Source organism: Rhizobium sp. P2_G2, assembly GCF_056403555.1.
Map to the genome: position 1 here is coordinate 1 of NZ_JBFUFF010000006.1, position 21,227 is coordinate 21,227.

General features: G+C 59.9%; 23 protein-coding genes and 1 riboswitch. Of the genes, 9 read left to right on the forward strand and 14 right to left on the reverse strand.

Features of this window, described 5'->3' with window-relative positions; translation table 11 throughout:
* Positions 1–371 (forward strand): SEC-C metal-binding domain-containing protein (locus AC1D06_RS07005; protein WP_477985699.1); only part of this gene is annotated, 371 nt, incomplete at its 5' end.
* 223 nt (positions 372–594) lie between these two features.
* Complete coding sequence (locus AC1D06_RS07010) at positions 595–1,335, forward strand: hypothetical protein (RefSeq protein WP_477985700.1); 741 nt, start codon at positions 595–597, stop codon at positions 1,333–1,335.
* A gap of 8 nt (positions 1,336–1,343) precedes the next feature.
* Here the strand turns inward: AC1D06_RS07010 and ubiG are convergent, their stop codons facing one another.
* The 5 genes from ubiG to AC1D06_RS07035 form a co-directional block, all read right to left on the reverse strand.
* Entirely contained in the window at positions 1,344–2,087 is a 744-nt protein-coding gene (gene ubiG, locus AC1D06_RS07015; protein WP_477985701.1) for a bifunctional 2-polyprenyl-6-hydroxyphenol methylase/3-demethylubiquinol 3-O-methyltransferase UbiG, read from the reverse strand.
* Between the two features lie 45 nt (positions 2,088–2,132).
* Entirely contained in the window at positions 2,133–3,320 is a 1,188-nt protein-coding gene (locus tag AC1D06_RS07020) for a vWA domain-containing protein (RefSeq protein WP_477985702.1), read from the reverse strand.
* 3 nt (positions 3,321–3,323) lie between these two features.
* Complete coding sequence (gene metA / locus AC1D06_RS07025) at positions 3,324–4,271, reverse strand: homoserine O-acetyltransferase MetA (RefSeq protein ID WP_477985703.1); 948 nt, start codon at positions 4,269–4,271, stop codon at positions 3,324–3,326.
* A gap of 43 nt (positions 4,272–4,314) precedes the next feature.
* A riboswitch (SAM riboswitch) is annotated at positions 4,315–4,392 on the reverse strand.
* 79 nt (positions 4,393–4,471) lie between these two features.
* On the reverse strand, positions 4,472–5,314 hold the full coding sequence (locus AC1D06_RS07030) for an AAA family ATPase (protein WP_477985704.1): 843 nt from the start codon (positions 5,312–5,314) through the stop codon (positions 4,472–4,474).
* A 120-nt stretch (positions 5,315–5,434) separates the two neighbouring features.
* Positions 5,435–5,686, reverse strand: coding sequence for a hypothetical protein (locus AC1D06_RS07035; protein WP_477878198.1), 252 nt, complete (start codon positions 5,684–5,686; stop codon positions 5,435–5,437).
* A 143-nt stretch (positions 5,687–5,829) separates the two neighbouring features.
* On the opposite strand from AC1D06_RS07035, the gene AC1D06_RS07040 reads away from it, so the two are divergent.
* A complete protein-coding gene (locus tag AC1D06_RS07040; protein WP_477985705.1) occupies positions 5,830–6,711 on the forward strand; it encodes an HpcH/HpaI aldolase/citrate lyase family protein in 882 nt (293 codons plus the stop codon).
* A complete protein-coding gene (locus AC1D06_RS07045; RefSeq protein WP_477878200.1) occupies positions 6,708–6,914 on the forward strand; it encodes a DUF1737 domain-containing protein in 207 nt (68 codons plus the stop codon). Before AC1D06_RS07040 ends, AC1D06_RS07045 begins: the two co-directional genes overlap by 4 nt.
* Positions 6,915–6,983: 69 nt before the next feature.
* Here AC1D06_RS07045 and AC1D06_RS07050 read toward each other — a convergent pair whose 3' ends face one another.
* Both AC1D06_RS07050 and AC1D06_RS07055 read right to left on the reverse strand, forming a co-directional pair.
* On the reverse strand, positions 6,984–7,430 hold the full coding sequence (locus AC1D06_RS07050) for a hypothetical protein (RefSeq protein WP_477985706.1): 447 nt from the start codon (positions 7,428–7,430) through the stop codon (positions 6,984–6,986).
* Positions 7,431–7,458: 28 nt separating this feature from the next.
* Complete coding sequence (locus AC1D06_RS07055; RefSeq protein WP_477985707.1) at positions 7,459–7,818, reverse strand: antibiotic biosynthesis monooxygenase family protein; 360 nt, start codon at positions 7,816–7,818, stop codon at positions 7,459–7,461.
* A gap of 109 nt (positions 7,819–7,927) precedes the next feature.
* On the opposite strand from AC1D06_RS07055, the gene AC1D06_RS07060 reads away from it, so the two are divergent.
* Positions 7,928–8,389, forward strand: a complete 462-nt coding sequence (locus tag AC1D06_RS07060) for a MarR family winged helix-turn-helix transcriptional regulator (protein ID WP_477985708.1) — start codon at positions 7,928–7,930, stop codon at positions 8,387–8,389.
* Between the two features lie 15 nt (positions 8,390–8,404).
* On the opposite strand, the gene AC1D06_RS07065 is transcribed toward AC1D06_RS07060, so the two are convergent.
* The 6 genes from AC1D06_RS07065 to AC1D06_RS07090 all read right to left on the reverse strand — a co-directional run bounded on the left by AC1D06_RS07065 (position 8,405) and on the right by AC1D06_RS07090 (position 15,367).
* Positions 8,405–9,787: an FGGY-family carbohydrate kinase gene (locus AC1D06_RS07065; RefSeq protein WP_477985709.1), complete on the reverse strand. Its 1,383-nt coding sequence runs from the start codon at positions 9,785–9,787 to the stop codon at positions 8,405–8,407.
* Positions 9,788–9,798: 11 nt separating this feature from the next.
* The gene (locus tag AC1D06_RS07070; protein WP_477878205.1) at positions 9,799–10,800 is read right to left on the reverse strand and encodes an ABC transporter permease; all 1,002 of its coding nucleotides are present in this window, start codon (positions 10,798–10,800) and stop codon (positions 9,799–9,801) included.
* Positions 10,797–11,777, reverse strand: a complete 981-nt coding sequence (locus AC1D06_RS07075; RefSeq protein WP_477878206.1) for an ABC transporter permease — start codon at positions 11,775–11,777, stop codon at positions 10,797–10,799. The genes AC1D06_RS07070 and AC1D06_RS07075 overlap by 4 nt, the downstream gene beginning before the upstream one ends.
* The gene (locus AC1D06_RS07080; RefSeq protein ID WP_477985710.1) at positions 11,774–13,291 is read right to left on the reverse strand and encodes a sugar ABC transporter ATP-binding protein; all 1,518 of its coding nucleotides are present in this window, start codon (positions 13,289–13,291) and stop codon (positions 11,774–11,776) included. The genes AC1D06_RS07075 and AC1D06_RS07080 overlap by 4 nt, the downstream gene beginning before the upstream one ends.
* Positions 13,292–13,519: 228 nt before the next feature.
* Complete coding sequence (gene rhaS / locus AC1D06_RS07085) at positions 13,520–14,515, reverse strand: rhamnose ABC transporter substrate-binding protein (RefSeq protein WP_477985711.1); 996 nt, start codon at positions 14,513–14,515, stop codon at positions 13,520–13,522.
* A gap of 48 nt (positions 14,516–14,563) precedes the next feature.
* Positions 14,564–15,367, reverse strand: a complete 804-nt coding sequence (locus tag AC1D06_RS07090) for a DeoR/GlpR family DNA-binding transcription regulator (protein ID WP_477985712.1) — start codon at positions 15,365–15,367, stop codon at positions 14,564–14,566.
* 196 nt (positions 15,368–15,563) lie between these two features.
* On the opposite strand from AC1D06_RS07090, the gene AC1D06_RS07095 reads away from it, so the two are divergent.
* Together AC1D06_RS07095 and rhaI are read left to right on the forward strand one after the other, a co-directional pair.
* Positions 15,564–17,663, forward strand: a complete 2,100-nt coding sequence (locus tag AC1D06_RS07095) for a bifunctional rhamnulose-1-phosphate aldolase/short-chain dehydrogenase (RefSeq protein ID WP_477985713.1) — start codon at positions 15,564–15,566, stop codon at positions 17,661–17,663.
* 248 nt (positions 17,664–17,911) lie between these two features.
* Positions 17,912–19,201: an L-rhamnose catabolism isomerase gene (gene rhaI / locus AC1D06_RS07100; protein ID WP_477985714.1), complete on the forward strand. Its 1,290-nt coding sequence runs from the start codon at positions 17,912–17,914 to the stop codon at positions 19,199–19,201.
* On the opposite strand, the gene AC1D06_RS07105 is transcribed toward rhaI, so the two are convergent.
* Positions 19,202–20,032, reverse strand: coding sequence for an alpha/beta fold hydrolase (locus AC1D06_RS07105; protein WP_477985715.1), 831 nt, complete (start codon positions 20,030–20,032; stop codon positions 19,202–19,204).
* Positions 20,033–20,244: 212 nt separating this feature from the next.
* Between AC1D06_RS07105 and AC1D06_RS07110 the strand changes: the two genes are divergently transcribed.
* Positions 20,245–20,499 carry a GlsB/YeaQ/YmgE family stress response membrane protein gene (locus AC1D06_RS07110; RefSeq protein WP_477878213.1) on the forward strand — a complete coding sequence of 85 codons (255 nt, stop codon included), beginning with the start codon at positions 20,245–20,247 and terminating at the stop codon, positions 20,497–20,499.
* Complete coding sequence (locus tag AC1D06_RS07115; RefSeq protein WP_477985716.1) at positions 20,499–21,179, forward strand: M15 family metallopeptidase; 681 nt, start codon at positions 20,499–20,501, stop codon at positions 21,177–21,179. The genes AC1D06_RS07110 and AC1D06_RS07115 overlap by 1 nt, the downstream gene beginning before the upstream one ends.
* Positions 21,180–21,227 lie beyond the last annotated feature (48 nt).

The window sequence follows — 21,227 nt, forward strand, 5'->3', positions numbered from 1 at the left end:
GCGGCTACGCACAGCGCGACCCGCTGCAGGAATACAAGCAGGAAGCCTTCGAACTCTTCCAGGCCCTGCTCGCCAACCTGCGCAATACCGTGACCGGACAGCTGATGCGTGTCGAACTGGTGCAGAACGCCCCAGACATGGAAGGCGAGGAACTGCCGTTCATGCGGGGCCACCACATCGACGCCACGACTGGCGAGGACGACTTCAACGAATCCGCTGGCGGCCGTAGTACTCAGGGCTTTTCAGCCGACGAGGTGAACCGCGACCCGAACAACCCTGCCACCTGGGGTGAAGTCGGCCGCAACGAGCCCTGCCCCTGCGGTTCGGGCAAGAAGTTCAAGCATTGCCATGGGGCTTATCAGACGGCTTGAGGCTGCGACATCTCCGGCAGATACAACGCCGCTCGAAAGGGCGGCGTTTTTTATGATAGCTGTTCCAAAAATCTCAGAGTCCGGCCTGGGGAATCCCAAAATTTTGTCCAATCAAGCCGCTTGCCGCCGAAGATGAAAATGCCTGGCTCAGTTTCCTTGATGGATCCGGTGAAGGCGGCAAAATAGTCTGTGTCGCCAAGCTTGCTTATCTTGAAAGCGGCCCTTGGTTGTTGATTTCAGCGCTGGCAGCTTATTGCATTCTGCAACCAAAAATCTAAGGTGCCGTGACTATCTGTTGATACCTGACCCGTACTGGTGGCTGATGTTTCGCGTTCTATTTGCCGTTCTGGCGCTGGTTTTGTTCAGGGGATCACAGCCTGCTTATGCCTTTGAGCCGGTTGAAACATATCCGAAAGTCCTCCGCGAAGACTGTCGTAATGGCAACGCGAAACTATATGACGAATGTGGCGACCAGTTCGAAGTCCTGAGGCAGGCAACTGCGGCTGCGGAGAAAGAGCATAAGGTGCTCGTCATCTCCTACGGCGCGGAATGGTGTATTTGGTGCCACGCGTTTGATGCCCATCTGAAGGGCCAATATGGAATGTTCAACTATGACGTCGAGGGCTTTCCGCCGCTAATGGTCGAAGCTCTTGGTCCAGATGATAAGAAACAGTCGGACGAACTCAATAAGCTCGCGGCACAAAACATTGTTGTTGCTCATATTGACGCCCAGTATTCACCGAACGGTTGGGACGTCCTGTCAGCTTTGGACGCTGATACATATTATGACAACGCCATCCCCTTCATCTTCTCAGTCAGAGAGGGCAAGCTCGCTAAGGTATTAAGCTGGAAATCAAGCGGTGATCCAAAGGAAAAGCGACGAGACGGTTTTTTCCCGTATCGAGGCTTCAACCGAGATGTGCTGCTTAATGACCTAAAGCAGATCATCGAGGCTGCAAAATAGGTCAAGCCTCAGAGCCGCTCCGCCAGCAACATGTAATTCACATCCATGTCCTTCGACAGATTCCACTGATTGGAAAATGGACTGAAGAACACACCCGTCCTATCGATCACAGTCATCCCCGCCGCATTGAGCGGCTTTTCAATCTCTTCCGGCCGCACCAGTTTTTCATATTGATGCGTGCCGCGCGGCAGCCAGCGCAGGATGTTTTCCGCCGCAACAATGGCAAGTGCGGCCGCCTTGAAGGTCCGGTTGATAGTCGCGACAAACATCAGGCCGCCGGGCTTGACCATGGTGGCGCAGGTCTCGATGAAGAAGGGCACGTCGGCGACATGCTCGACCACTTCCATGTTGAGCACGATATCGAACTTTTCGTCATCGGCAGCCAGCGCCTCGGCTGTGACGGCGCGATAGTCGACCGCCACGCCGCTCTGCTCCGAATGAATACGAGCAATGGCAATGTTCTTTTCCGATGCGTCTGCCCCCAGCACATTGGCGCCCATGCGAGCAATCGGCTCGGAGAGCAGGCCACCGCCGCAACCGATGTCGAGCACGCGCAGCCCTTCGAGCGGCCGATGCGATTTCGGATCGCGGCCGAATTTTTCCGACACCTTGTCGCGGATATAGGCAAGCCGCACCGGATTAAACTTGTGTAGCGGCTTGAATTTGCCCGTCGGGCTCCACCACTCCGCTGCCATGGCCGAGAAAAGATCAACTTGCGACTGGTCTATGCTGGTCTTGGCGGCTTCGGTCATGATGGCATGCTCCTTTTCGGCACGACCTATATAGGCTCGATCCCGTTATCGCGACAATTCTTTTGCCGCGGCCTCCAGTCCGCCGAGTGTCAGCGGATACATTTTGCCGCCGAACAGGCTGCGGATCATGCCGATCGAATGCGTATGGCCCCAATAGGCCTCTGCGACCGGGTTCAACCATACCCATTTGCGGAAATGGCCGGTAATCCGATTGAGCCAGACCGCACCCGGCTCCTTGTTCCAATGCTCGACCGATCCGCCAGCCATGCTGATCTCATAGGGGCTCATAGATGCATCGCCGGCAAAGATCACCTTATAATCGGGACCATAGGTGCGGATGACCTCTTCCGTCGGGAGCATCGACGACTTGCGCCTGAGATTGTCTTTCCAGACGCCCTCGTACAGGCAATTGTGGAAGTAGAAATATTCGAGCTGGCGGAATTCGGATTTCGCAGCTGAAAACAGCTCCTCGGCGATCTTCAGGTGATCGTCCATCGAGCCGCCGATGTCAAAGAACATCAAAAGCTTCACCCGATTGCGGCGCTCGGGCCGCGTCTGCACATCCAGCCAACCATGCTCGGCCGTTGCGCGGATGGTGTTATCGAGGTCGAGTTCCTCGTCGGCACCATCGCGCACCCAGCGCCGCAGCCGTTTCAACGCCACCTTGATGTTGCGCGTGCCGAGCTCGACGGAATCGTCGAGATTTTTGAAATTGCGCTCGTCCCAGACTTTCACTGCCCGCCGGTGACGCGATTCCGGCTGGCCGATACGGACACCTTCGGGATTATAGCCATAAGCACCGAAGGGCGAGGTGCCACCGGTGCCGATCCATTTATTGCCGCCCTGATGACGGGCTTTCTGCTCGGCAAGCCGCTGCTTCAGCGTCTCCATCAGCTTCTCGAAGCCGCCAAGGCTTTCGACCAGCCGCTTCTCCTCCTCGCTCAAATGCTTTTCAGCGAGCCTCATCAGCCATTCGGTCGGGATTTCGGCGACATCGACGATCTCGGTCGCACCCGAGGCCGCCTGCACACCTTTGAAATAATGCGCGAACACCTGATCGAAACGGTCGATGAACCGCTCGTCCTTTACCAGCGACGCCCGCGCCAGATAGTAAAAAGCTTCGACATCGTAGTCGGCAATATGCGCCTCCACCCCCTCCATCAGCGTCAAGAATTCCCGGAGCGTCACCGGGATTTTCGCCGCCTTGAGTTCGAGGAAGAAGGGAAGGAACATTGCTTACGCCACCCTGCGCTCTTCCAGCCGCTCCTCTTCGCCGATCTTTTCCAGCACGAACGGTGTCGTCTGGTAGACCTGGTTGATCCAGTTGCCGAACAACAGATGCGCATGACTGCGCCAGCGGTTGAGCGGAATCTGGGTCTCGTCATTGTGCGGGAAATAATTCGCCGGCATCTTGATCGGCACGCCGGCCGACTGGTCGCGGAAATATTCGTCGGCCAACGAGGTCGAGTCATATTCGACATGATTGAACATATAGAGCCGGTTGCCCTTCTTCTCGGCGATGAGGCAGAGGCCGGTATCGGCCGAGGTCATCAGCACTTCGAGACCCAATCCCGGATCGATGTCCTTGCGCAGCACCTCGGTCCAACGCGATACCGGCACGGCGAAATCGTCAGAGAAACCGAGCAGATAGGGCGAGGTCGGGTTGAGATTGCGGTGCTGATAGACCCCGAAAGCCTTTTCCGACAGCGTATATTTCGGCACATTGTGGAAGTGGTAGACCGCCGCCATCGCGCCCCAACAAATGTTGAGCGTCGAATGGACATTGGTCGTCGTCCATTCAAAAATCTGCGTCAGCTCGTCCCAATAAGTGACGTCCTCATAATCCAGCATCTCGACCGGCGCGCCAGTGATGATGAAGCCGTCGAACTTGCGATCCTTCACCTCGTCCCAGGTCTTGTAGAAGGACAGCAGATGTTCTTCCGACGTGTTCTTGGACTTGTGTCCGCCGATGCGCACCAGCGTCAGCTCGACCTGCAGCGGCGAGGCGCCGACCAGCCGGGCGATCTGGATCTCGGTTTTGATCTTGTTGGGCATGAGATTGAGCAGGCCGATCTGCAGTGGGCGGATGTCCTGCCGGATGGCGACGGAATCGGTCATCACCGAAACGCCTTCGGACAGCAGGGTCTGGAATGCAGGCAATTGATCAGGAATCTTGATCGGCATCGGGGAACTCCATAACACCGGCTCGAAATACAATTCGCCGGTCCCCGTATACGCGGTGGCCCATTTAGCGAGTTGTTTAACGTGGCTGCAAGCCGGCCGGCAAATCACCACGGTCTTTCTCTTATACCGGGTGACGGGAAATATCAATCGGGTGGAAAGCAGGCGTTTACGGACGCGAAGCTTGCTCAGGGCACCGCGCCCTATCGCATCTCCCTGCGCGCCATGAAGGCCAGGCGTTCGAAAAGATGCACATCCTGCTCGTTCTTGAGCAGTGCGCCGTGCAGCTTGGGCAGTGCGTTCTCGTCGCTCGCGGCCAGCGTCTCGGGCTCGACATCGTCGGCGACCAGCAGACGGATCCAATCGAGCGCTTCAGAAGTCGAAGGCTTCTTCTTCAACCCCGGCGTCTCGCGGATCTCGAAGAAGCGGGTCAGCGCCTGCGACAACAGCCGCTGCTTGATGCCGGGATAATGCACCTCGACAATCCGGCCCAGCATGTCGGCATCAGGAAAGCGGATATAGTGGAAGAAACAGCGGCGCAGGAAGGCGTCCGGCAGTTCCTTCTCATTGTTGGAGGTAATGATGACGATCGGCCGCACCTTGGCCCGGACCATCTTACCGGTTTCGTAGACATGGAACTCCATGCGGTCGAGTTCCTGCAGCAGGTCGTTGGGAAATTCGATGTCAGCTTTGTCGATCTCGTCGATCAAGAGAACGATTTTCTGATCGGCCTCGAATGCATCCCAGAGTTTGCCGCGGCGGATATAGTTGGAAATGTCGTGCACCCGCTCGTCGCCCAACTGGCTGTCACGCAGGCGCGAGACGGCGTCATATTCGTAAAGCCCCTGCTGCGCCTTGGTGGTGGACTTGATGTTCCATTCGATCAGCTTCAACCCAAGACCGGCCGCCACCTGCCGCGCCAGTTCCGTCTTGCCGGTACCCGGTTCGCCCTTGACCAGAAGCGGCCGCTCCAGCCGGATCGCGGCGTTGACAGCGATCATCAGGTCCTTGTCGGCGATATAGTGCTCGGTACCGGTAAACTGCATGCGGCCTGCTCTTCGGGAAATGCGCGGTGACGATACTGTCGGAGGAAATTCAGGGCAACAAAAAAGGCGGAACGAATCGTCCGCCTTCCGATCGGCCAAGGCTCACGCCCGGCCGCCTCATCACATGTCGATAATCGTGCCCTTGCCGTCGTTCCAGACGCGCATCTGGTCCTGTTCGCGGCGTGTCCGTGCGCGGGCATAGGCACGCACCGGCGCCGGTTTGTCCGAGAGCAGGCTCGACAGCCACTGGCCGAGCAACAGCACCGAAACCGCGCCGGCAATCGCCAGGCCGATCGAAGCGGTAAACAGCGCGGCCACGGCCACGAAGGTCAGGCCGGCGAGTGTCAGTAGAAAAGAACGTACACTTCTCATGGCAACCACCATTTTTTAACATTTTTAATGTGGGGCAGTTTCCCCTCAAATGCAAGGCATACCTCGATACAGAGTTTCACATATTCTTGAAATAAGGCGAAAGTCGCGCCATAACGGCTCCAAAACAATGCTATGACCCGAAAATGACACTGCTGCACCGCTCCATCCTCAGCCTGCCCGCTTCCAACGAAAGAGCCATCGCCAAACTGCCGTCGCTGGCGATGGACGGGGTGATCCTAGACCTTGAGGACTCTGTCGCCGAGAGCGCCAAGGAAGACGGGCGCCGCAACATCCGCAATTTCCTCGCCGAAAGGCCGCTGAGGGATCGCGAGATCATCATCCGCGTCAATGACATCTCATCGCCGCACTATACGGACGACCTCAGCCTGGTCATGGATTGCCAGCCGGATGCCGTGCTGCTGCCCAAGGTCAAGACGGCAGACGATATCCTCGAACTCGCCGGCGTCCTTGCCGATAGCGAAGCACCGGAGAGCCTGCGCATCTGGGCGATGATGGAGACACCGCTCGCCATCCTCAATGCGGGACCGATCGCCGAAACCGGCAGGACAGCCGGCGGTCGGCTTGATTGCCTCGTGGTCGGCCTCAACGATCTGAGGAAAGACACGGGCGTCCCGCCGGACCCGGAACGCCGCTTCGTCATGCCCTGGCTGATGCAGACAGTGCTCGCCGCCGGCGCCTTTGGGCTGACGGTGCTCGATTCCGTCTCCAATGATTTCCGCGACCTTGCCCCCTTCGAGGCCGAATGCGCCCAAGGCCGCGCCATGGGCTTCGACGGCAAGATGCTGATCCATCCGGCGCAGATCGAGGCAGCGAACCGGCATTTCCGGCCGTTGCCTGAAGAAGTCGCGGAAGCGGAAGCAATCATCGCCGCCTTCTCCAGCCCCGAAGCTGCGGGGCTGAATGCCACATCGATCGACGGCAAGATGGTCGAGCGGCTGCATTACCAACAAGCCCTGGCGCTGATGGCCAGGGTCGAGGCAATCAAAGCAAGGACAAACGCATGAAACTCTACCGCTTCCTCACCGGCCCGGACGACGCTTCCTTCTGCCACAAGGTCTCCGCCGCGCTCAACAAAGGCTGGGTATTAGAGGGGTCGCCGACCTATGCCTATAATGCCGACACCAAGCTGATGATGGCTGGACAGGCTGTGGTGAAAGAGGTTGTGGGGAAGGACTATGATCCGGAGATGAAGCTCTCGGAGCAGTAGAGCCTATCGAACGGCCGCCTCGCGATCGGCCATTCACCATCGCGAAACCGCACATCGCGACGATCCGGATCAAGCCGGCCGGCGGCGGAGTCGGCCCTTCATCTTCAGGCCATCGCGCATGTTAAGCCCAAGCAGGACGATGTTCGTGGCACCAGCCAAGAGTTCGATCGCCTGGACCGCATAGAAGGCGGGGTCGAATTCAACGGCTCGCGCCTTCGATGCAAGGAAGAGCGCCGCCGGAATAAGGATCAAGGCACCATTGAGCACAATCAACGGCATGCGTCGGACCTTGACGCCGACCAGCCCGGCTTGCCGACCCTTGGCGAGGGCAAAGCCCGTGCCTCCGACCGCCGCCATTGCCGGAACCAGGATGAGGAAACCCCAGGGCAGGGCTGTCTTGACGGTGATAATATCGGCCTCGGAACCGAACAACTCACTGGCCGCGGTCGACAGCCAGAAAATCACAATCGTCAGTAGCGCGATTGCGCCGGCGATCGGGTGGATGAGCTTGGTCATAGTGCCCACAACCTTTTGATCAAGCGACTCAGATGCCGGGAACCGCAGCCTTTTGGAACAGGTGCGGAGAGGCCTTGGCCGAAGCCGGATAGGCTGAGAGTTTTGCCCTGAACTCCGGACTGGTGAAGGCAGCACGAAAATCGGCCGTCGATTGCCAGACAGCATAGTTGAGATAGGTCGGGCTCGGGCCGATCGCGCGATGCAATTGCGTCGAGATGAAGCCGGGCTGGCGCTTCATCAGCGCTGCATCATCCTGCCAGGCCAGCAGGAAAGCTTGTTCATCTGCCGCATCGAGAGTGAAGACATTGACGAGCACGACGTTGGTCGCTTCGACCTCTAACTGGCGGTCGATCGGGAAGGCTGGGTCGAGGGGATGCATATTAGACATTGGGATCTCCGTTCGCTATGGCATTATGATGTCAATCGGGTATGATGAGTACGTAGATAATTGACACTATAATGTCAATTGGATTTCTTGATGACAATTGGACAATGTGATGCGAACACCCGCAAGCGATGCCTTGACCGCCCTTATTCTCTCCCTCTTCCGGGCCAACAATCTCACTTTGACCTGGGGTGACAGGCTTGTTGCACCACTTGGGCTGACCAGCGCCCGCTGGCAGATCCTCGGCGCCATCTCGGCCACAGAGCGTCCACAACCCGTTGCCTGGCTCGCGCGTGACCTCGGCGCCAACCGCCAGAACGTCCAGCGCATCGTCAATGATCTGGCAGAGGAGGGGTTGGTCGCGTTCGAGCCCAATCCGCATCATCGGCGGGCGCAGCTCGTCGTGCTGACGGAGAAGGGGCGGCAGACATTCGACGCTGCCCTTCGCCTCTACGAGCCGAAGGTCAATGCGCTGGCAGAGGGGCTTTCCCTTGAGGACATTGAAACGGCACAAAGAGTGCTCTTGTCACTCCGGAAGAAGCTGGAAAGTGACGAGCAGGAGGAGCGGGAATGAGGCTGGCCCGCCCGCCTAGACCTTGCCGATTGCCGCTTGCCAGCGGACGACATAATCCATGATCCGCGGATCGGGCGACAGCGTCACGACGTCTGCGCCTGTGTCGATCCGGGCATCGCGGCCGAGCGTCAGGCAGGCGGCGCCGGAGCTCGTGCCCGTCAGCCCCGCGCCGCCGGTGACGATCTCGCGGCCGGTCATCACGGCCAGCGTTTCCAGGAAAGTCCGGTTCTGCGCAAACGGTCCCTCGACGATGACGGGCCCATCGGCGCCGATCAGTTCGAGCGATGTGCCGGTCATCATGCCGAGATGCAGCGACACGGCCAGCAGATAGCCTCCAGGCGAGAGCTTTGAGGGATCGCCGACCCAGCCGCCCTTGCGGCCGGTAAACGGCCCCGAATCCTCCGGAATCGACGGCAGGAGCATAATGCCCTCGCCGAACACCCGGTCGCGATCGGCAGGTGAAATCTCGGCCTTGCCATCCGCCTTCAGCATCTGGAACAGGCGGCCGCCCATGAAGCGGGCGGAGGGAACGGGATCGCCATAAGCGTTGACATTGACCAGCGTGTCGCGCGCTTCGTCGAGCTTCACATTCTTGCCGCCAACCGAGAAGCAGATCACCCAGGTGCCGGTCGAGACGACCGAGAAAGGGGCGGCGCGGGATTTGAGATGGGTCAGCAGTGATGCATTGGAATCGTGCAAGCCGCCGAAGACCAGCGTTTCGGGCGATAGGCCGGTCCTAGCGGCGATTTCCGGTTTCAGCGTGCCGAGCGCATCGAAGGCGCTCGACATCGGCGGCATCAGGCTACTCCAGCCCATTTGCCCGACCAGCGAAGTATAATCACGCGTCCATGGATTCCAGAGATCGGTATGCGCACCGATCGAGGTCATTTCCGTCGCTCGCACGCCCGTCAAACGGAAGGCCCAATATTGCGGATAGGGAATGATCGAGGTCGTGCGGGCGAACTCAGTCGGAAATGTCTTCTGCTGCCAGAACAGCTGCACGCCGACATTGAGCCCGCAAACCAGCCGCGGCGAACCGGTTTCGTCGAAGTGCGGACGCACCGCGTCATAGTCGGTCGTGAGAGAATCCGGCCCATCAAACTCGTAATCCAGCACCGGCAATGCCAGATTGCCCTCCGCATCGACGAGTGTGATCGACGCGCCATGGGCGGTGATCGAAATGGCATCGATGGGCGTGGACGCTTGAATCCGGCTCAGCGAATCGAGAATGAACGCCCACATGCCCTCGATATCGTAGTGCGGATAGGGCGGCGTGCGGATGACCTCATTGGCGAAGGTGAAGGCATCGGCCTCATGATGCGTCGTCATGTCGAATCGGGTGACCTTGGCATTGGTCTTGCCGATATCGATCACCGCGATAGTGCGGATCTCGGGCATGCGTCCTCCCCTCACGCCATTCTTCTCTTGCGGCTGATCTTGCCGAGAATGACGGGGATTGCAATCACCAGGATCAGCAGCAGGCCGGTGAAGATCGACATGACGATGCCCGGCACATTGAGCAGGCCAAGCCCGAAGGTGACGAGGCCGACAATCAGCGCCGCCAGCACCACGCCGAGAATGCTGCCCGAGCCGCCATTGATGTTGACACCGCCGAGCACGACCATGGTGATCGCCTCCAGTTCCAAGCCAGTCGCGATCGACGGCCGCGTCGAACCGAGCCGGGCCGTCAGGCAGACGGCGGCAACCCCGGACATCAGTCCTGTCAGCATGAACAGGATGAACTTGATCCGCCCAACCTTGACGCCGGAAAACAAAGCCGCCGTCTGGTTGTTGCCGATGGAGAAGACCAGCCGGCCGAAACTCGTGCGATGGAGCAGGATATGGAACAGGATCGCCATCACAATGAACAGCACCAGTTCGAAGGTGAAGACGTACCAGACATAGCCCTGGCCGAACCAGGAAAAATCGTCCGGATAGCCGGTAAAAGCCTGGTCGCCGAGGATGATGTAGGAGATGCCGCGAAACAGGCTCATCGTGCCGATGGTGACGACGATCGACGGCAGACCGAGACCAGTTACCAGCCAGCCATTGACCATGCCGCAAAGCGCGCCGACGACGATGCCGACGACAACCAGCTCATAGGGCCCGGCGCCCATCTTCAGTGCCGCACCCATCAGCGTCGAGGAGAGTGCGATGATCGAGGCGACGGAGAGATCGATCTCGCCGGAAATGATCACCAGCGCCATGGCGAGCGCCACGAGCGCCTTCTCGGTGAAATTATAGGTCGCGTCTGAGAGGTTGTACGGGTCGAGGAAATAGGGCGAGGCGAAGGAGTTGACGATGAAGATCACCACGGCGACGGCGAGGAGCAGGCTTTCCCAGCTCTTCAGCGCTCGTTCGAAGCCGCCGCGCAGGCGATCGGGAATCTGACGTGTGGTCACCGTGCTCATGCCGTCACCTCGGCCCGTTTGAGGATTACGCGGCCCTTCTTGCGCTCGGCCCGGGCATTGAAGGCCACGGCGATGATGATCACCGTGCCGGAGATGGCAAGTTGCCAGAAAGGCGAGACATTGATTACCGGCAGCGCATTCTTGATGATGCCGAGGAAGAGCGCACCGAGCACCGCCCCGGGCACCGAGCCGATACCGCCGGCGATCGACACGCCGCCGATGACACAGGCCGCGACGACGTCGAGTTCGAAGCCGAGCGCGATATCGACATAGGCGACGGCATAGCGCGAAATCCAGAGATAGCCGGCGAGACCCGAGAGCGCGCCGGAGATCACGAAGGCGACGAAGCGCGTCCGGCCCGGATCGATGCCGGCATAAACAGCGGCATTGGAATTGCCCCCGACAGCAAAGAAGGAGCGGCCGAGCGCCGTACGGCCAAGGGCTGTGAACATGATGGCGATGACGATGATCGACGCCCAGCTCAGCACCGGAATGCCAATAAAAGTGTCGCGCGGCAGTGCCTTGAACGCGTCGCTCATCTGATGCGCATTGATCCACTTGCCGTTGGTAAGCAGGAAGATGACGCCACGGAATACCGTCATCGTGCCGAGCGTGACGACGATCGGCGGCATATCCAGTTTCCAGACCAGCAGGCCGTTGATCGCGCCGAGCAGGCCGCCAACCACGACGACGAACAGCACCAGCAGGATCACCGGAATATCCGGATACATGCTGTTGAGCATCGCTGCGATCATGCCGCAGAGCGCCAGCACGGCGGATGTCGAGAGATCGACGCATTTCGTCAGGATCACCGTCATCTGGCCGAGGGCCAGGATGATCAGGATCGACGTGTCGGTGTAGACGCTGCCAAGACTGGAGGGCGTGAGGAAGATTGGAAAACGCGCGGCGATGATCAGCGTCAACGCAACGATTGCCGCGAGCAGCTGGATCTCGCGATGTCGGAACAATGTCTTCATGCCGCGTCTCCAATGCCGGCGGCGGCACGCACCAGGGTCTCCGCCGTCAGGCCCGCGCGTAAAAATTCGCCGACGATGCGGCCCTCGCGCATGACGATGACGCGATCCGACATGCCGAGAATTTCTGGGATTTCCGAGGAGACCATGATCACCGACAGGCCCTGGGCAGCCAGTTCGCTCATGAATTCGTGCACGGCGGCTTTCGAGCCGATGTCGATGCCCTTGGTCGGCTCATCGAGGATGATCACCTTCGGCTTGGTCGCCAGCCATTTGGCGATGACCACCTTCTGCTGGTTGCCGCCGGACAGCGTGCCGACCGGCTGGTCGAGCGAGGCGGCGCGCAGGTCGAGCCGCGATGTATATTCACGCGCCAGCTTGAATTCTTCCGCCAGCCGCAGAAAGCCGGAGCGCGACGTCTTCGGCAGCGACGGCAGGGTGACGTTCTGGAAGATCGGCATAGCTGTGATCGCGCCCTGCCGGCCGCGCTCTTCCGGCACATAGACGATGCCCTTGGCCACCGCTTCGGACGGCGTGCGGATCACCGCCACTTCGCCATCGATCTTGATCGCGCCCTTGGACGGCTTGGTAATGCCGAACAGCGCCTGCATGAATTCCGAGCGGCCGGCGCCGATCAGCCCATAAAAGCCGAGAATTTCGCCTTGCCGCAATTCGAAGCCGATGGAGTCGAATTCGGTCGGATGGCAATAGCCGGAAACGGTCAGCACCGGCGGGCCGGGCGTGACCTCCTTCTTCGGAAAAACCTGGCCGATATCGCGGCCGACCATCATCCGCACCAACGCATCACGGCTAGTTTCGGCAATCAGTCCCTCACCGATCATCTGGCCGTCGCGAAACACGGTGTAGCGGTCGGCGATACGGAAAATTTCATCGAATTTGTGCGAGATGAACAGGATCGCCTTGCCATCGGCCTTCAGGCGCTCGACCAGTTCATAGAGTTCGCCGATTTCCTTGTGCGACAGAGCCGCCGTCGGCTCGTCCATGATCACCACGCGCGCGTCGACCGACAGCGCCCTGGCGATGGCGACGAGATGGCGCGAGGCGATCGACAGATCACGCAGCCGCATTTTCGGATCGATGTCGGCGCCGGCACGCTTCAGCAGCTCGCGCGCCTTGGCATACATCACGTTCCAGTCGATCAGTCCAAAACGGCCGCGTGGCGCATGGCCGATAAAGATGTTTTCGGCGACCGAAAGCTCATCGAACAGCACAGTTTCCTGATGGATGGCGGTGATGCCGGCCTTCAGAGCCGCATAAGCGCTCGGAAATATAGTCTGCTCACGGCCGAGATAGATGGCGCCTTCATCAGGCTGGTAGATGCCGGTCAGCACCTTGACCAGCGTCGACTTGCCGGCGCCGTTTTCACCGACAAGCGCCGTCACTTGGCCGGGATAAAGGCCGAGCGCAACGCCCGACAGCGCTTTCACGCCGGGGAAGGATTTCGAAATCCCCTCGAGCCTGATCGTGGATGCCTGTTGGGTGGTCATTGCGTCCATTGAATTTCTAACAGCCAGAGTGTTCAGGCGAAAACGCCATCAGTAGTGGGATGTGGCATCGCCGCGATCTCCCTCTTCTCCCCGTCGGGGAGAAGTGCCGAGCGTAGCGAGGCGATGAGGGGGCGCCCCGAGTGCGACAGCCCCCTCATCCGGCCCTGCGGGCCACCTTCTCCCCGAGGGGAGAAGAGGGAGCCCGCAGCACCGTCCCCGCCGATTTCGCGTCGCAGATCAGAAAATCTTTGCGAACTTCTCGACATTGGACTTGTCGTAGACGAACGGATCGGCCATGGCGCCTTCGGTATTGTCGTCAAGCTTGACCTTGCCCATGCGGCCCATGTCGATTTCGGCGCCTGGCTTGGCTTCGGCCTTCTTCGTCATCAGGTTATAGGAGATCATCGTCGCGGCGTAGCCGAGGTCGATCGGGTTCCAGATCGCGAACGACTTGGACGCACCGGTCTTCACATGGCCGGCCATTTCGGACGGCAGGCCGAGGCCCGTGACGTTGATCTTGCCGACCAGGCCGGCGTCTTCAACCGCCTGGGCCGCAGCCACGACACCGACGGAGGTCGGCGCGATGATTGCCTTGAGGTTTGGATAGGCTTTGATCAGACCTTGCGTTTCCGTGTAGGACTTGTCGGTCTTGTCGTCGCCATAGACGGTCGTGACGATGTTGACGCCCGGATATTTCGGCAGGACCTTCTTCATTTCCCCGATCCAGGTGTTCTGGTTCGTGGCGGTCGCAGTCGCCGAAAGAATGGCGACATCGCCCTTACCACCCGGCAGGTTATCGGCGGCCATCTTGACGCACATATTGCCGATCAGCGAATTCGACGACGGATTGAGCTGCATCAGCCGGCCACCCGGGGCCACACCGGAGTCGAAGGAAATGACGGTGATGCCGCGCTGCATCGCCTTCTTCAGCACCGGTACCAGCGCGTCCTTGTCATTGGCCGAGATTTCGATGGCGTCGACCTTCTGGGCGATCAGCGAATTGATCACTTCGATCTGGCCTTCGGCCGTCGTGTCGGTCGGGCCAGTATAGATGATGTCGACATCGCCGAGCTGCTTGGCAGCTTCTTCGGCACCCTTATGGGCTGCATCGAAGAAGCCGATGCCGAGCGCCTTGACCACCAGCGCGATCTTCTTGTGTTCCGCATGTGCGACGTTGGCGATCAACGCCACCGACACTGCGGCCGTAAACAGTAGTTTCTTCGCAACACCCATGATTTCCTCCCTTGGGTAAAACAAACTCCCCGCCCCTCCCCTCGAGGTTCAGGCGGACGATTTCTCGCTTTTCATGTCTTCCACGCCTGCGACAATCAGGTTGACGCCGGCGGCTTCGAGCATCGAGGCATGCCTGTCCTCGATGCCGGAATCGGTGATGATGGTGGCGATGCGCTTCAGCCCGCAGAGAATGAGGCTGGAGCGCTTGGCGAATTTCGACGAGTCGACCAGCACGACGAGATCGTCCGCCTGGTCGATCAGCTTCTGCTCCGCCTGGATCAACAGCGGATCGGCCTCCATCAGGCCGAGAGCGCCGATGCCCTGCGCACCCATGAACATCCGCTGGGCGTAGAAATTGCGCGTCACATCGTTTTCGAACGGCGACAGAATTATGTTCTGCTCGCGATAAATCACCCCGCCCGACRGCATCACCGTGTTCTTGGAGTGCTTGAGCAGGTGTTCGGCGATCGGGAATGAATTGGTGAACACCTGCAGGCGCCGGTTCACCAGGAAATGCACCATCTGATAGGTCGTCGTGCCGCCATTGACGATGATTGCATCGCCATCGCTGCAGAGCTTGACCGCTTCGCGCGCAATCGATTGTTTCTGACGGATATTGATCGTTTCGTTGACCGAGAACGGCCGGCCGGCCAGACCGACGAATTGCGGCGGATGCAGCGCCTCGGCGCCACCGCGCACCCGGCGCAGCTTCTTCTGCACGTGAAGTGCGGCAATATCCCGCCTTATCGTGGCTTCCGAACTATCCGTCAGCTCGACAAGTTCAGGCACGGTGACAACCGGCTTCTCCTGAACCGCTGACATGATGATCCGATGGCGCTCTTTCTCGTGCATGATCCCTCCCGATAGACTTCATGCTTCCATCAAACTCACGCAGTGTCAATCATGTTTAATCAAAATATTTCATTGTGCGACGCAATATGATCGGAAATGATCATTTATGATTGACAGGAGCGGTTAATCCGTGTGATCTGGCCGCAAATATGCTATTGCGCTGATCGCGCAGACGAGAACGTGCCGGGAGGACATCATGGCGGAAGAAACGAAGGGCTCGCGCCTCGCAAACCTGTGGGACAAGGCGAAAGCCGAGGGCATGAGCGAAGCCGAGCGGCTGATCTATCGCTCCAACCTGCTCGGCTCCGACAAGCGCATCACCAATTATGGCGGCGGCAATACTTCATCCAAGATCATGGAGAAAGATCCGCTGACTGGTGGAATGGTCGAAGTCATGTGGGTCAAGGGTTCCGGCGGCGATGTCGGCTCGATCAAGCGCGACGGTTTCGCTACCCTCTACATGGACAAGCTCCGGGCGCTGAAGAATGTCTATCGCGGCGTCGAATTCGAAGACGAGATGGTCGATTACCTGCCGCACTGCACGTTCAACCTCAATCCCCGCGCTGCCTCGATCGACACGCCACTGCACGCCTATGTGCCGAAGACCCATGTCGACCACATGCACCCGGATGCGATCATTGCCATTGCTGCCTCCAAGAATTCCAAGGAATTGACCCAGCAGATCTTCGGCGGCGAGATCGGCTGGCTGCCGTGGAAGCGTCCGGGCTACGAATTGGGCCTATGGCTCGGCAAATTTTGCGCGGAAAACCCGACCGCGCGCGGCGTCGTGCTGGAAAGCCACGGCCTGTTCACCTGGGGCGACACTGCAGAAGAGAGCTACCTGACCACGATCGAGATTATCAACCGTGCGATCGACTGGTTCGAGAAGAACATTCATGGCTCGGTCTTCGGCGGCGACAAGCATCGCCCGCTCGACGCTGCGGAGCGCCGCCGTATCGCCGGCGCGCTGATGCCTGTCATCCGCGGCAAAATCTCCGCCTCCGAGCCGAAGATCGGCCATTTCGACGACAGCGCCGCGGTGCTGGAATTCGTCTCCTCCAACAATCTGGAGCCCTTGGCAGCCCTCGGCACGTCCTGCCCCGACCATTTCCTGCGCACCAAGATCCGGCCGCTGGTCGTCGATTTTGACCCCGCCAATCCGGACCTCGCGGGCACGCTTGCCGGCCTCGATGCGGCGATTTCCGCCTATCGCGACGACTATGCGGCCTATTACGAGCGCTGCAAGCACCCGAATTCGCCCGCCATCCGCGATCCCAACGCCGTCGTTTACCTGATCCCCGGCGTCGGCATGATCACCTTCGCCAAGGACAAGGCCACTGCCCGCATCTCCGGCGAATTCTACGTCAACGCCATCAATGTCATGCGCGGCTCGTCCTCCGTCTCGACCTATATGGGCCTACCGGAGCAGGAGGCTTTCGATATCGAATACTGGCTGCTCGAAGAGGCAAAGCTACAGCGCATGCCGAAGCCGAAGACGCTGGCCGGCAAGGTTGCGCTGATCACCGGCGGCGCCGGCGGCATCGGCAAGGCCACGGCCGAGCGTTTCCTCAGGGAAGGCGCCTGCGTCGTGCTTGCCGACATCGACACTGGTGCACTAGAGGCAGCGAGCGGCGATTTCGCCAAGCGCTATGGCACCGACCAGGTGCGCACCGCGTTGATCAACGTCACCAGCGAGGATGCGGTGATTGCCGGTTTCGCCGATTCGGTGGTGGAATTTGGCGGCCTCGACATCCTCGTCTCCAATGCCGGCCTCGCCTCGTCCGCTTCGGTCACCGAGACGACCTTGGCGCTCTGGGACAAGAATATCGACATCCTCGCCAAGGGTTATTTCCTCGTCTCGCGCGAAGCCTTCCGCGTCTTCGAGACCCAGAAAATCGGCGGCAACATCGTCTTCGTCGCCTCCAAGAACGGCCTCGCCGCCTCGCCCAATGCCGCCGCCTATTGCACCGGTAAAGCCGCGGAAATCCACCTCGCCCGCTGCCTGGCGCTCGAAGGCGCGGAAAAGGGCATCCGCGTCAACACCGTCAATCCGGACGCCGTGCTGCGCGGCTCGAAAATCTGGACGGGCGAGTGGAAGGAACAGCGCGCCGCGGCCTACAAGATGTCGACCGACGAGCTTGAAGAACATTACCGCTCACGCTCCATGCTAAAACTGTCGGTCTATCCGGAAGATATCGCCGAAGGCATCTTCTTCTTCGCCTCGCCGGCTTCGGCTAAGTCGACGGGCAATATTCTGAATGTCGATGCGGGCAACGCGCAGGCGTTTACGCGGTAAGCGTCGGTGGGTGGGGTACCCCCTCACCCGGCCTTCGGCCACCCTCTCCCCGCTGGGGAGAGGAGGGAGTGCGTTGAAACAGCAACGCAAAAACGAGGCGTCAACATTCGCTGCAGGCGCCGAGCAAAAACAGTGCGTTAGGACGGAAGGGCGCCCCGCGCTCCCTCTTCTCCCCTCGGGGAGAAGGTGGTCCGAAGGACCGGATGAGGGGGCCGCCACACCCGCTACATAGATTTGGGAGGGACACCATGACCATGATTTCCGAGAGCGTCGTCAACGACGAGAATGAAAAATCCATCGCGGCGCTCAAAAGCGACTATGCCCATCTTGGCGACGTCCTCTCCCGCCGCGGCGTCGATATCGACTGGGTGAAGAACAAGGTCGCGGCCTATGGCGTCGCCGTTCCCTCCTGGGGTGTCGGCACCGGCGGCACGCGCTTTGCGAGATTCCCCGGCCAGGGCGAACCGCGCAACATTTTCGACAAGCTCGAAGACTGCGCCGTCATCCAGCAATTGACCCGCGCCACCCCGACCGTCTCCCTCCACATTCCCTGGGACAAGGTCGACGACCTCAAGGAACTGAAGCAGAAGGGCGACGATCTCGGCCTCGGCTTCGACGCCATGAACTCCAACACCTTCCAGGACCAGCCGCAGCAGCGCCTTTCCTATAAGAACGGCTCGCTGTCGCATGCCGATGGCGCCACCCGCAGCCAGGCGATCGACCACAATATCGAATGCATCGAAATCGGCCAGGTCCTGGGCTCCAAGGCACTGACGGTGTGGATCGGCGACGGTTCGAATTTCCCCGGCCAGAGCCATTTCACCCGCGCCTTCGAGCGCTATCTCGACGCGATGAAATCGATCTACAAGCACCTGCCGGATGACTGGCGTATCTTCACCGAACACAAGATGTATGAGCCGGCCTTCTATTCCACCGTGGTACAGGACTGGGGCAGCAACTACCTGATTGCCCAGGAACTCGGTCCGAAAGCCTTCTGCCTTGTCGACCTCGGGCACCATGCACCGAACGTCAATATCGAGATGATCGTCGCCCGCCTCATCCAGTTCAAGAAGCTGGGCGGCTTCCATTTCAACGATTCGAAATATGGCGACGACGACCTCGACACCGGCTCGATCGATCCCTACCGCCTGTTCCTGGTCTTCAACGAACTGGCAGACGCCGAACTGTCGAAGGCGGATGGCTTCAATCCGGCCCATATGCTCGACCAGAGCCACAATGTCACCGACCCGATCGAAAGCCTGATGACCTCGGCCATGGAAGTCTGCCGCGCCTATGCCCAGGCCTTGATCGTCGACAGAAGCGCGCTCGACGGCTACCAGAATGGCGGCGACGCGCTGATGGCCTATGAGACGCTGAAGACGGCTTTCCGCACCGATGTCGAGCCGATCCTCGCCATGGCACGCTACGAGCGCGGCGGCGCGATCAAGCCGGTCGCCACCTACCGTGCCGCCGGTTATCGCGGCAAGGTTGGCGCCGAACGGCCGGCCGTTACCGGCCTCGGCGGCGGCATCGTCTGATTATTGCGCATTCAGCCATTCACGGAGGAAATCCGTGAATGCGCTCGGCTCGGCGTCCGGCCAGAAATGGTTGACGCCGGGTATCATGAAATGCTGGCCAGGCACATGCCGCATTGCCACCTCCGAGACCAGCTTGTAGGCCGGCCGGGTCTTGGCGCCGCAGGCAATGGTGATCGGCACCTGCAAAGCCTCCAGGTCCTCGGCGGAAATCCTGGGCGGCGGCATCTGCGCCATCAGCTTCGGCAGCATCGCCGCGTTTTCGCGCTCGGTCTGCATCTGCAGCTCGGTGCGGCTGTCGAAATACCAGTCGTCCAGCGCCGAACCATTGACGAGCAACCGGGCAGCCTCATCAAGCTGGCCGGCGCTAGCCGCCGCAAACACCGGGCCCATCAACGCATCGGAATCAGACTTGAAGGCGGCGACCTCGGTCGGGGCAGCCAGGAAGGTCTGCACGCCGGTTTCGTAGATGAACATCGCCCGGAAGAGATCCGGTCGCAGCTGTGCGGCCCTCAGCGCCGCATGGCCTGCATAGGACCAGGCGATGAGAAAAACCGCACCAGCGCCGAGCGCCTCGACAAAGCCGACCAGGTCCTCGGCATGCGTCTCGATTCCAAACGAGGGACCAGCCTCCGGCCAGGGCCGCGTGCCGAAATGGCGCTGCGTATAGCTGATCGCCCGATAATGCGGCGACAGCATCTGGGCATGCGGCGCAAACGTCCGCGCATCGCCCAATGCACCGTGCAGGAAGATCACCGGCCGGCCCGTGCCGGCCTCGAAATATTCGAATTCCTGGCCCTTTACGACCAGCGTCTTCATGTTTTCCGCATCCATGCCCATGCATCCCGCTTCGCTTCATCCTCTATAGCGCGGCCCAGGGGCATGGCACAATTGATTGAAGAGTGTCCACCAGCACATAAGATTGCCGCTGGATTCCAGCTTTCAGGTCAATTCGGTTTGGCGTAGTCTTCCGCTTGGGAACGGACAATCCATTCCTGCATTAGGAGTCGCCGCATCAAGAGAGCGGCATGCAAAGGGAGCATATCATGGGCATTGAGGCCATTATCATCTTTCTCATCATTGGTGCGATCGCCGGCTGGCTGGCCGGTGTGATCGTGAGCGGCTACGGCTTTGGCCTGATCGGCAATATCGTCATCGGCATTGTCGGCGCCTTCATCGCCGGATTTCTTTTCCCGCGCATCGGCCTTTCACTGGGAGGCGGCATTCTCGGCTCCATTATTTCGGCCGCCATCGGCGCAATCATATTGCTCCTGCTGATAAGGCTTGTCAGAAGAGTGTAATGGCGTGTCTTCGGACGGCCACCGCATTCACATTTTCCGCCGTGCTCGTCTGGAATGCGAGCGCGGCGGAGCTGCATGAAGGCTTCGTCTATCTCTCCGGTATCGATCCGACGATCCGCCAGGACATCCGCTATGCCGGCCCCGACAACTTCACCCATGCGCCTGTGCCCGGCTATCAGGCCGCAGAATGCGTGCTGACCGAGAAAGCGGCGCGGGCACTCGCAGCGGTTCAGGCCGACCTCGCGCCAGAGGGTTGTGGCCTCGTTGTCTATGATTGTTACCGCCCGGCAAAAGCGGTCAACCATTTCGTTCAATGGGCGTCGCAGGCCGGCCCGACCGATCCGGCGCACTATCCGCATGTCGCGCGTAACCGCCTGATCGCCGACGGCTATATCGGCCGCAAATCGGAGCATTCGGCCGGCAGTACGGTCGACCTGACGATGACCTATAAAGGCGTGCCGGTCGATATGGGCACCGGCTTCGATCTCTTCGATCCACTCGCCTTCACCAATGCCCGCGCTGTTTCCGCCGCTGCCGGGGCGAACCGCCGACGGCTCGTCGCAGCTATGAAAGTGCGTGGTTTCAAGAACTATCGCCGCGAATGGTGGCACTTCACTTATGCCCGCCAGCCTTTCGCCGGCACGATGTTCGATTTCAACATCCTGCCGAAAACGCCTTGAAATTCACTCGCAAATCCCGCCCGGACACTTTATATAAGCCCCGACAGG

Bases quoted from the DNA above. Each gene is read 5' to 3' on its own strand.
- ubiG (WP_477985701.1), bottom strand. From the start codon at position 2,087: ATGACCGAAGCCGCCAAGACCAGCATAGACCAGTCGCAAGTTGATCTT.
- AC1D06_RS07020 (WP_477985702.1), bottom strand. From the start codon at position 3,320: ATGTTCCTTCCCTTCTTCCTCGAACTCAAGGCGGCGAAAATCCCGGTG.
- metA (WP_477985703.1), bottom strand. From the start codon at position 4,271: ATGCCGATCAAGATTCCTGATCAATTGCCTGCATTCCAGACCCTGCTG.
- AC1D06_RS07030 (WP_477985704.1), bottom strand. From the start codon at position 5,314: ATGCAGTTTACCGGTACCGAGCACTATATCGCCGACAAGGACCTGATG.
- AC1D06_RS07035 (WP_477878198.1), bottom strand. From the start codon at position 5,686: ATGAGAAGTGTACGTTCTTTTCTACTGACACTCGCCGGCCTGACCTTC.
- AC1D06_RS07040 (WP_477985705.1), top strand. From the start codon at position 5,830: ATGACACTGCTGCACCGCTCCATCCTCAGCCTGCCCGCTTCCAACGAA.
- AC1D06_RS07045 (WP_477878200.1), top strand. From the start codon at position 6,708: ATGAAACTCTACCGCTTCCTCACCGGCCCGGACGACGCTTCCTTCTGC.
- AC1D06_RS07050 (WP_477985706.1), bottom strand. From the start codon at position 7,430: ATGACCAAGCTCATCCACCCGATCGCCGGCGCAATCGCGCTACTGACG.
- AC1D06_RS07055 (WP_477985707.1), bottom strand. From the start codon at position 7,818: ATGTCTAATATGCATCCCCTCGACCCAGCCTTCCCGATCGACCGCCAG.
- AC1D06_RS07060 (WP_477985708.1), top strand. From the start codon at position 7,928: ATGCGAACACCCGCAAGCGATGCCTTGACCGCCCTTATTCTCTCCCTC.
- AC1D06_RS07065 (WP_477985709.1), bottom strand. From the start codon at position 9,787: ATGCCCGAGATCCGCACTATCGCGGTGATCGATATCGGCAAGACCAAT.
- AC1D06_RS07070 (WP_477878205.1), bottom strand. From the start codon at position 10,800: ATGAGCACGGTGACCACACGTCAGATTCCCGATCGCCTGCGCGGCGGC.
- AC1D06_RS07075 (WP_477878206.1), bottom strand. From the start codon at position 11,777: ATGAAGACATTGTTCCGACATCGCGAGATCCAGCTGCTCGCGGCAATC.
- AC1D06_RS07080 (WP_477985710.1), bottom strand. From the start codon at position 13,291: ATGGACGCAATGACCACCCAACAGGCATCCACGATCAGGCTCGAGGGG.
- rhaS (WP_477985711.1), bottom strand. From the start codon at position 14,515: ATGGGTGTTGCGAAGAAACTACTGTTTACGGCCGCAGTGTCGGTGGCG.
- AC1D06_RS07095 (WP_477985713.1), top strand. From the start codon at position 15,564: ATGGCGGAAGAAACGAAGGGCTCGCGCCTCGCAAACCTGTGGGACAAG.
- rhaI (WP_477985714.1), top strand. From the start codon at position 17,912: ATGACCATGATTTCCGAGAGCGTCGTCAACGACGAGAATGAAAAATCC.
- AC1D06_RS07105 (WP_477985715.1), bottom strand. From the start codon at position 20,032: ATGGATGCGGAAAACATGAAGACGCTGGTCGTAAAGGGCCAGGAATTC.
- AC1D06_RS07110 (WP_477878213.1), top strand. From the start codon at position 20,245: ATGGGCATTGAGGCCATTATCATCTTTCTCATCATTGGTGCGATCGCC.
- AC1D06_RS07115 (WP_477985716.1), top strand. From the start codon at position 20,499: ATGGCGTGTCTTCGGACGGCCACCGCATTCACATTTTCCGCCGTGCTC.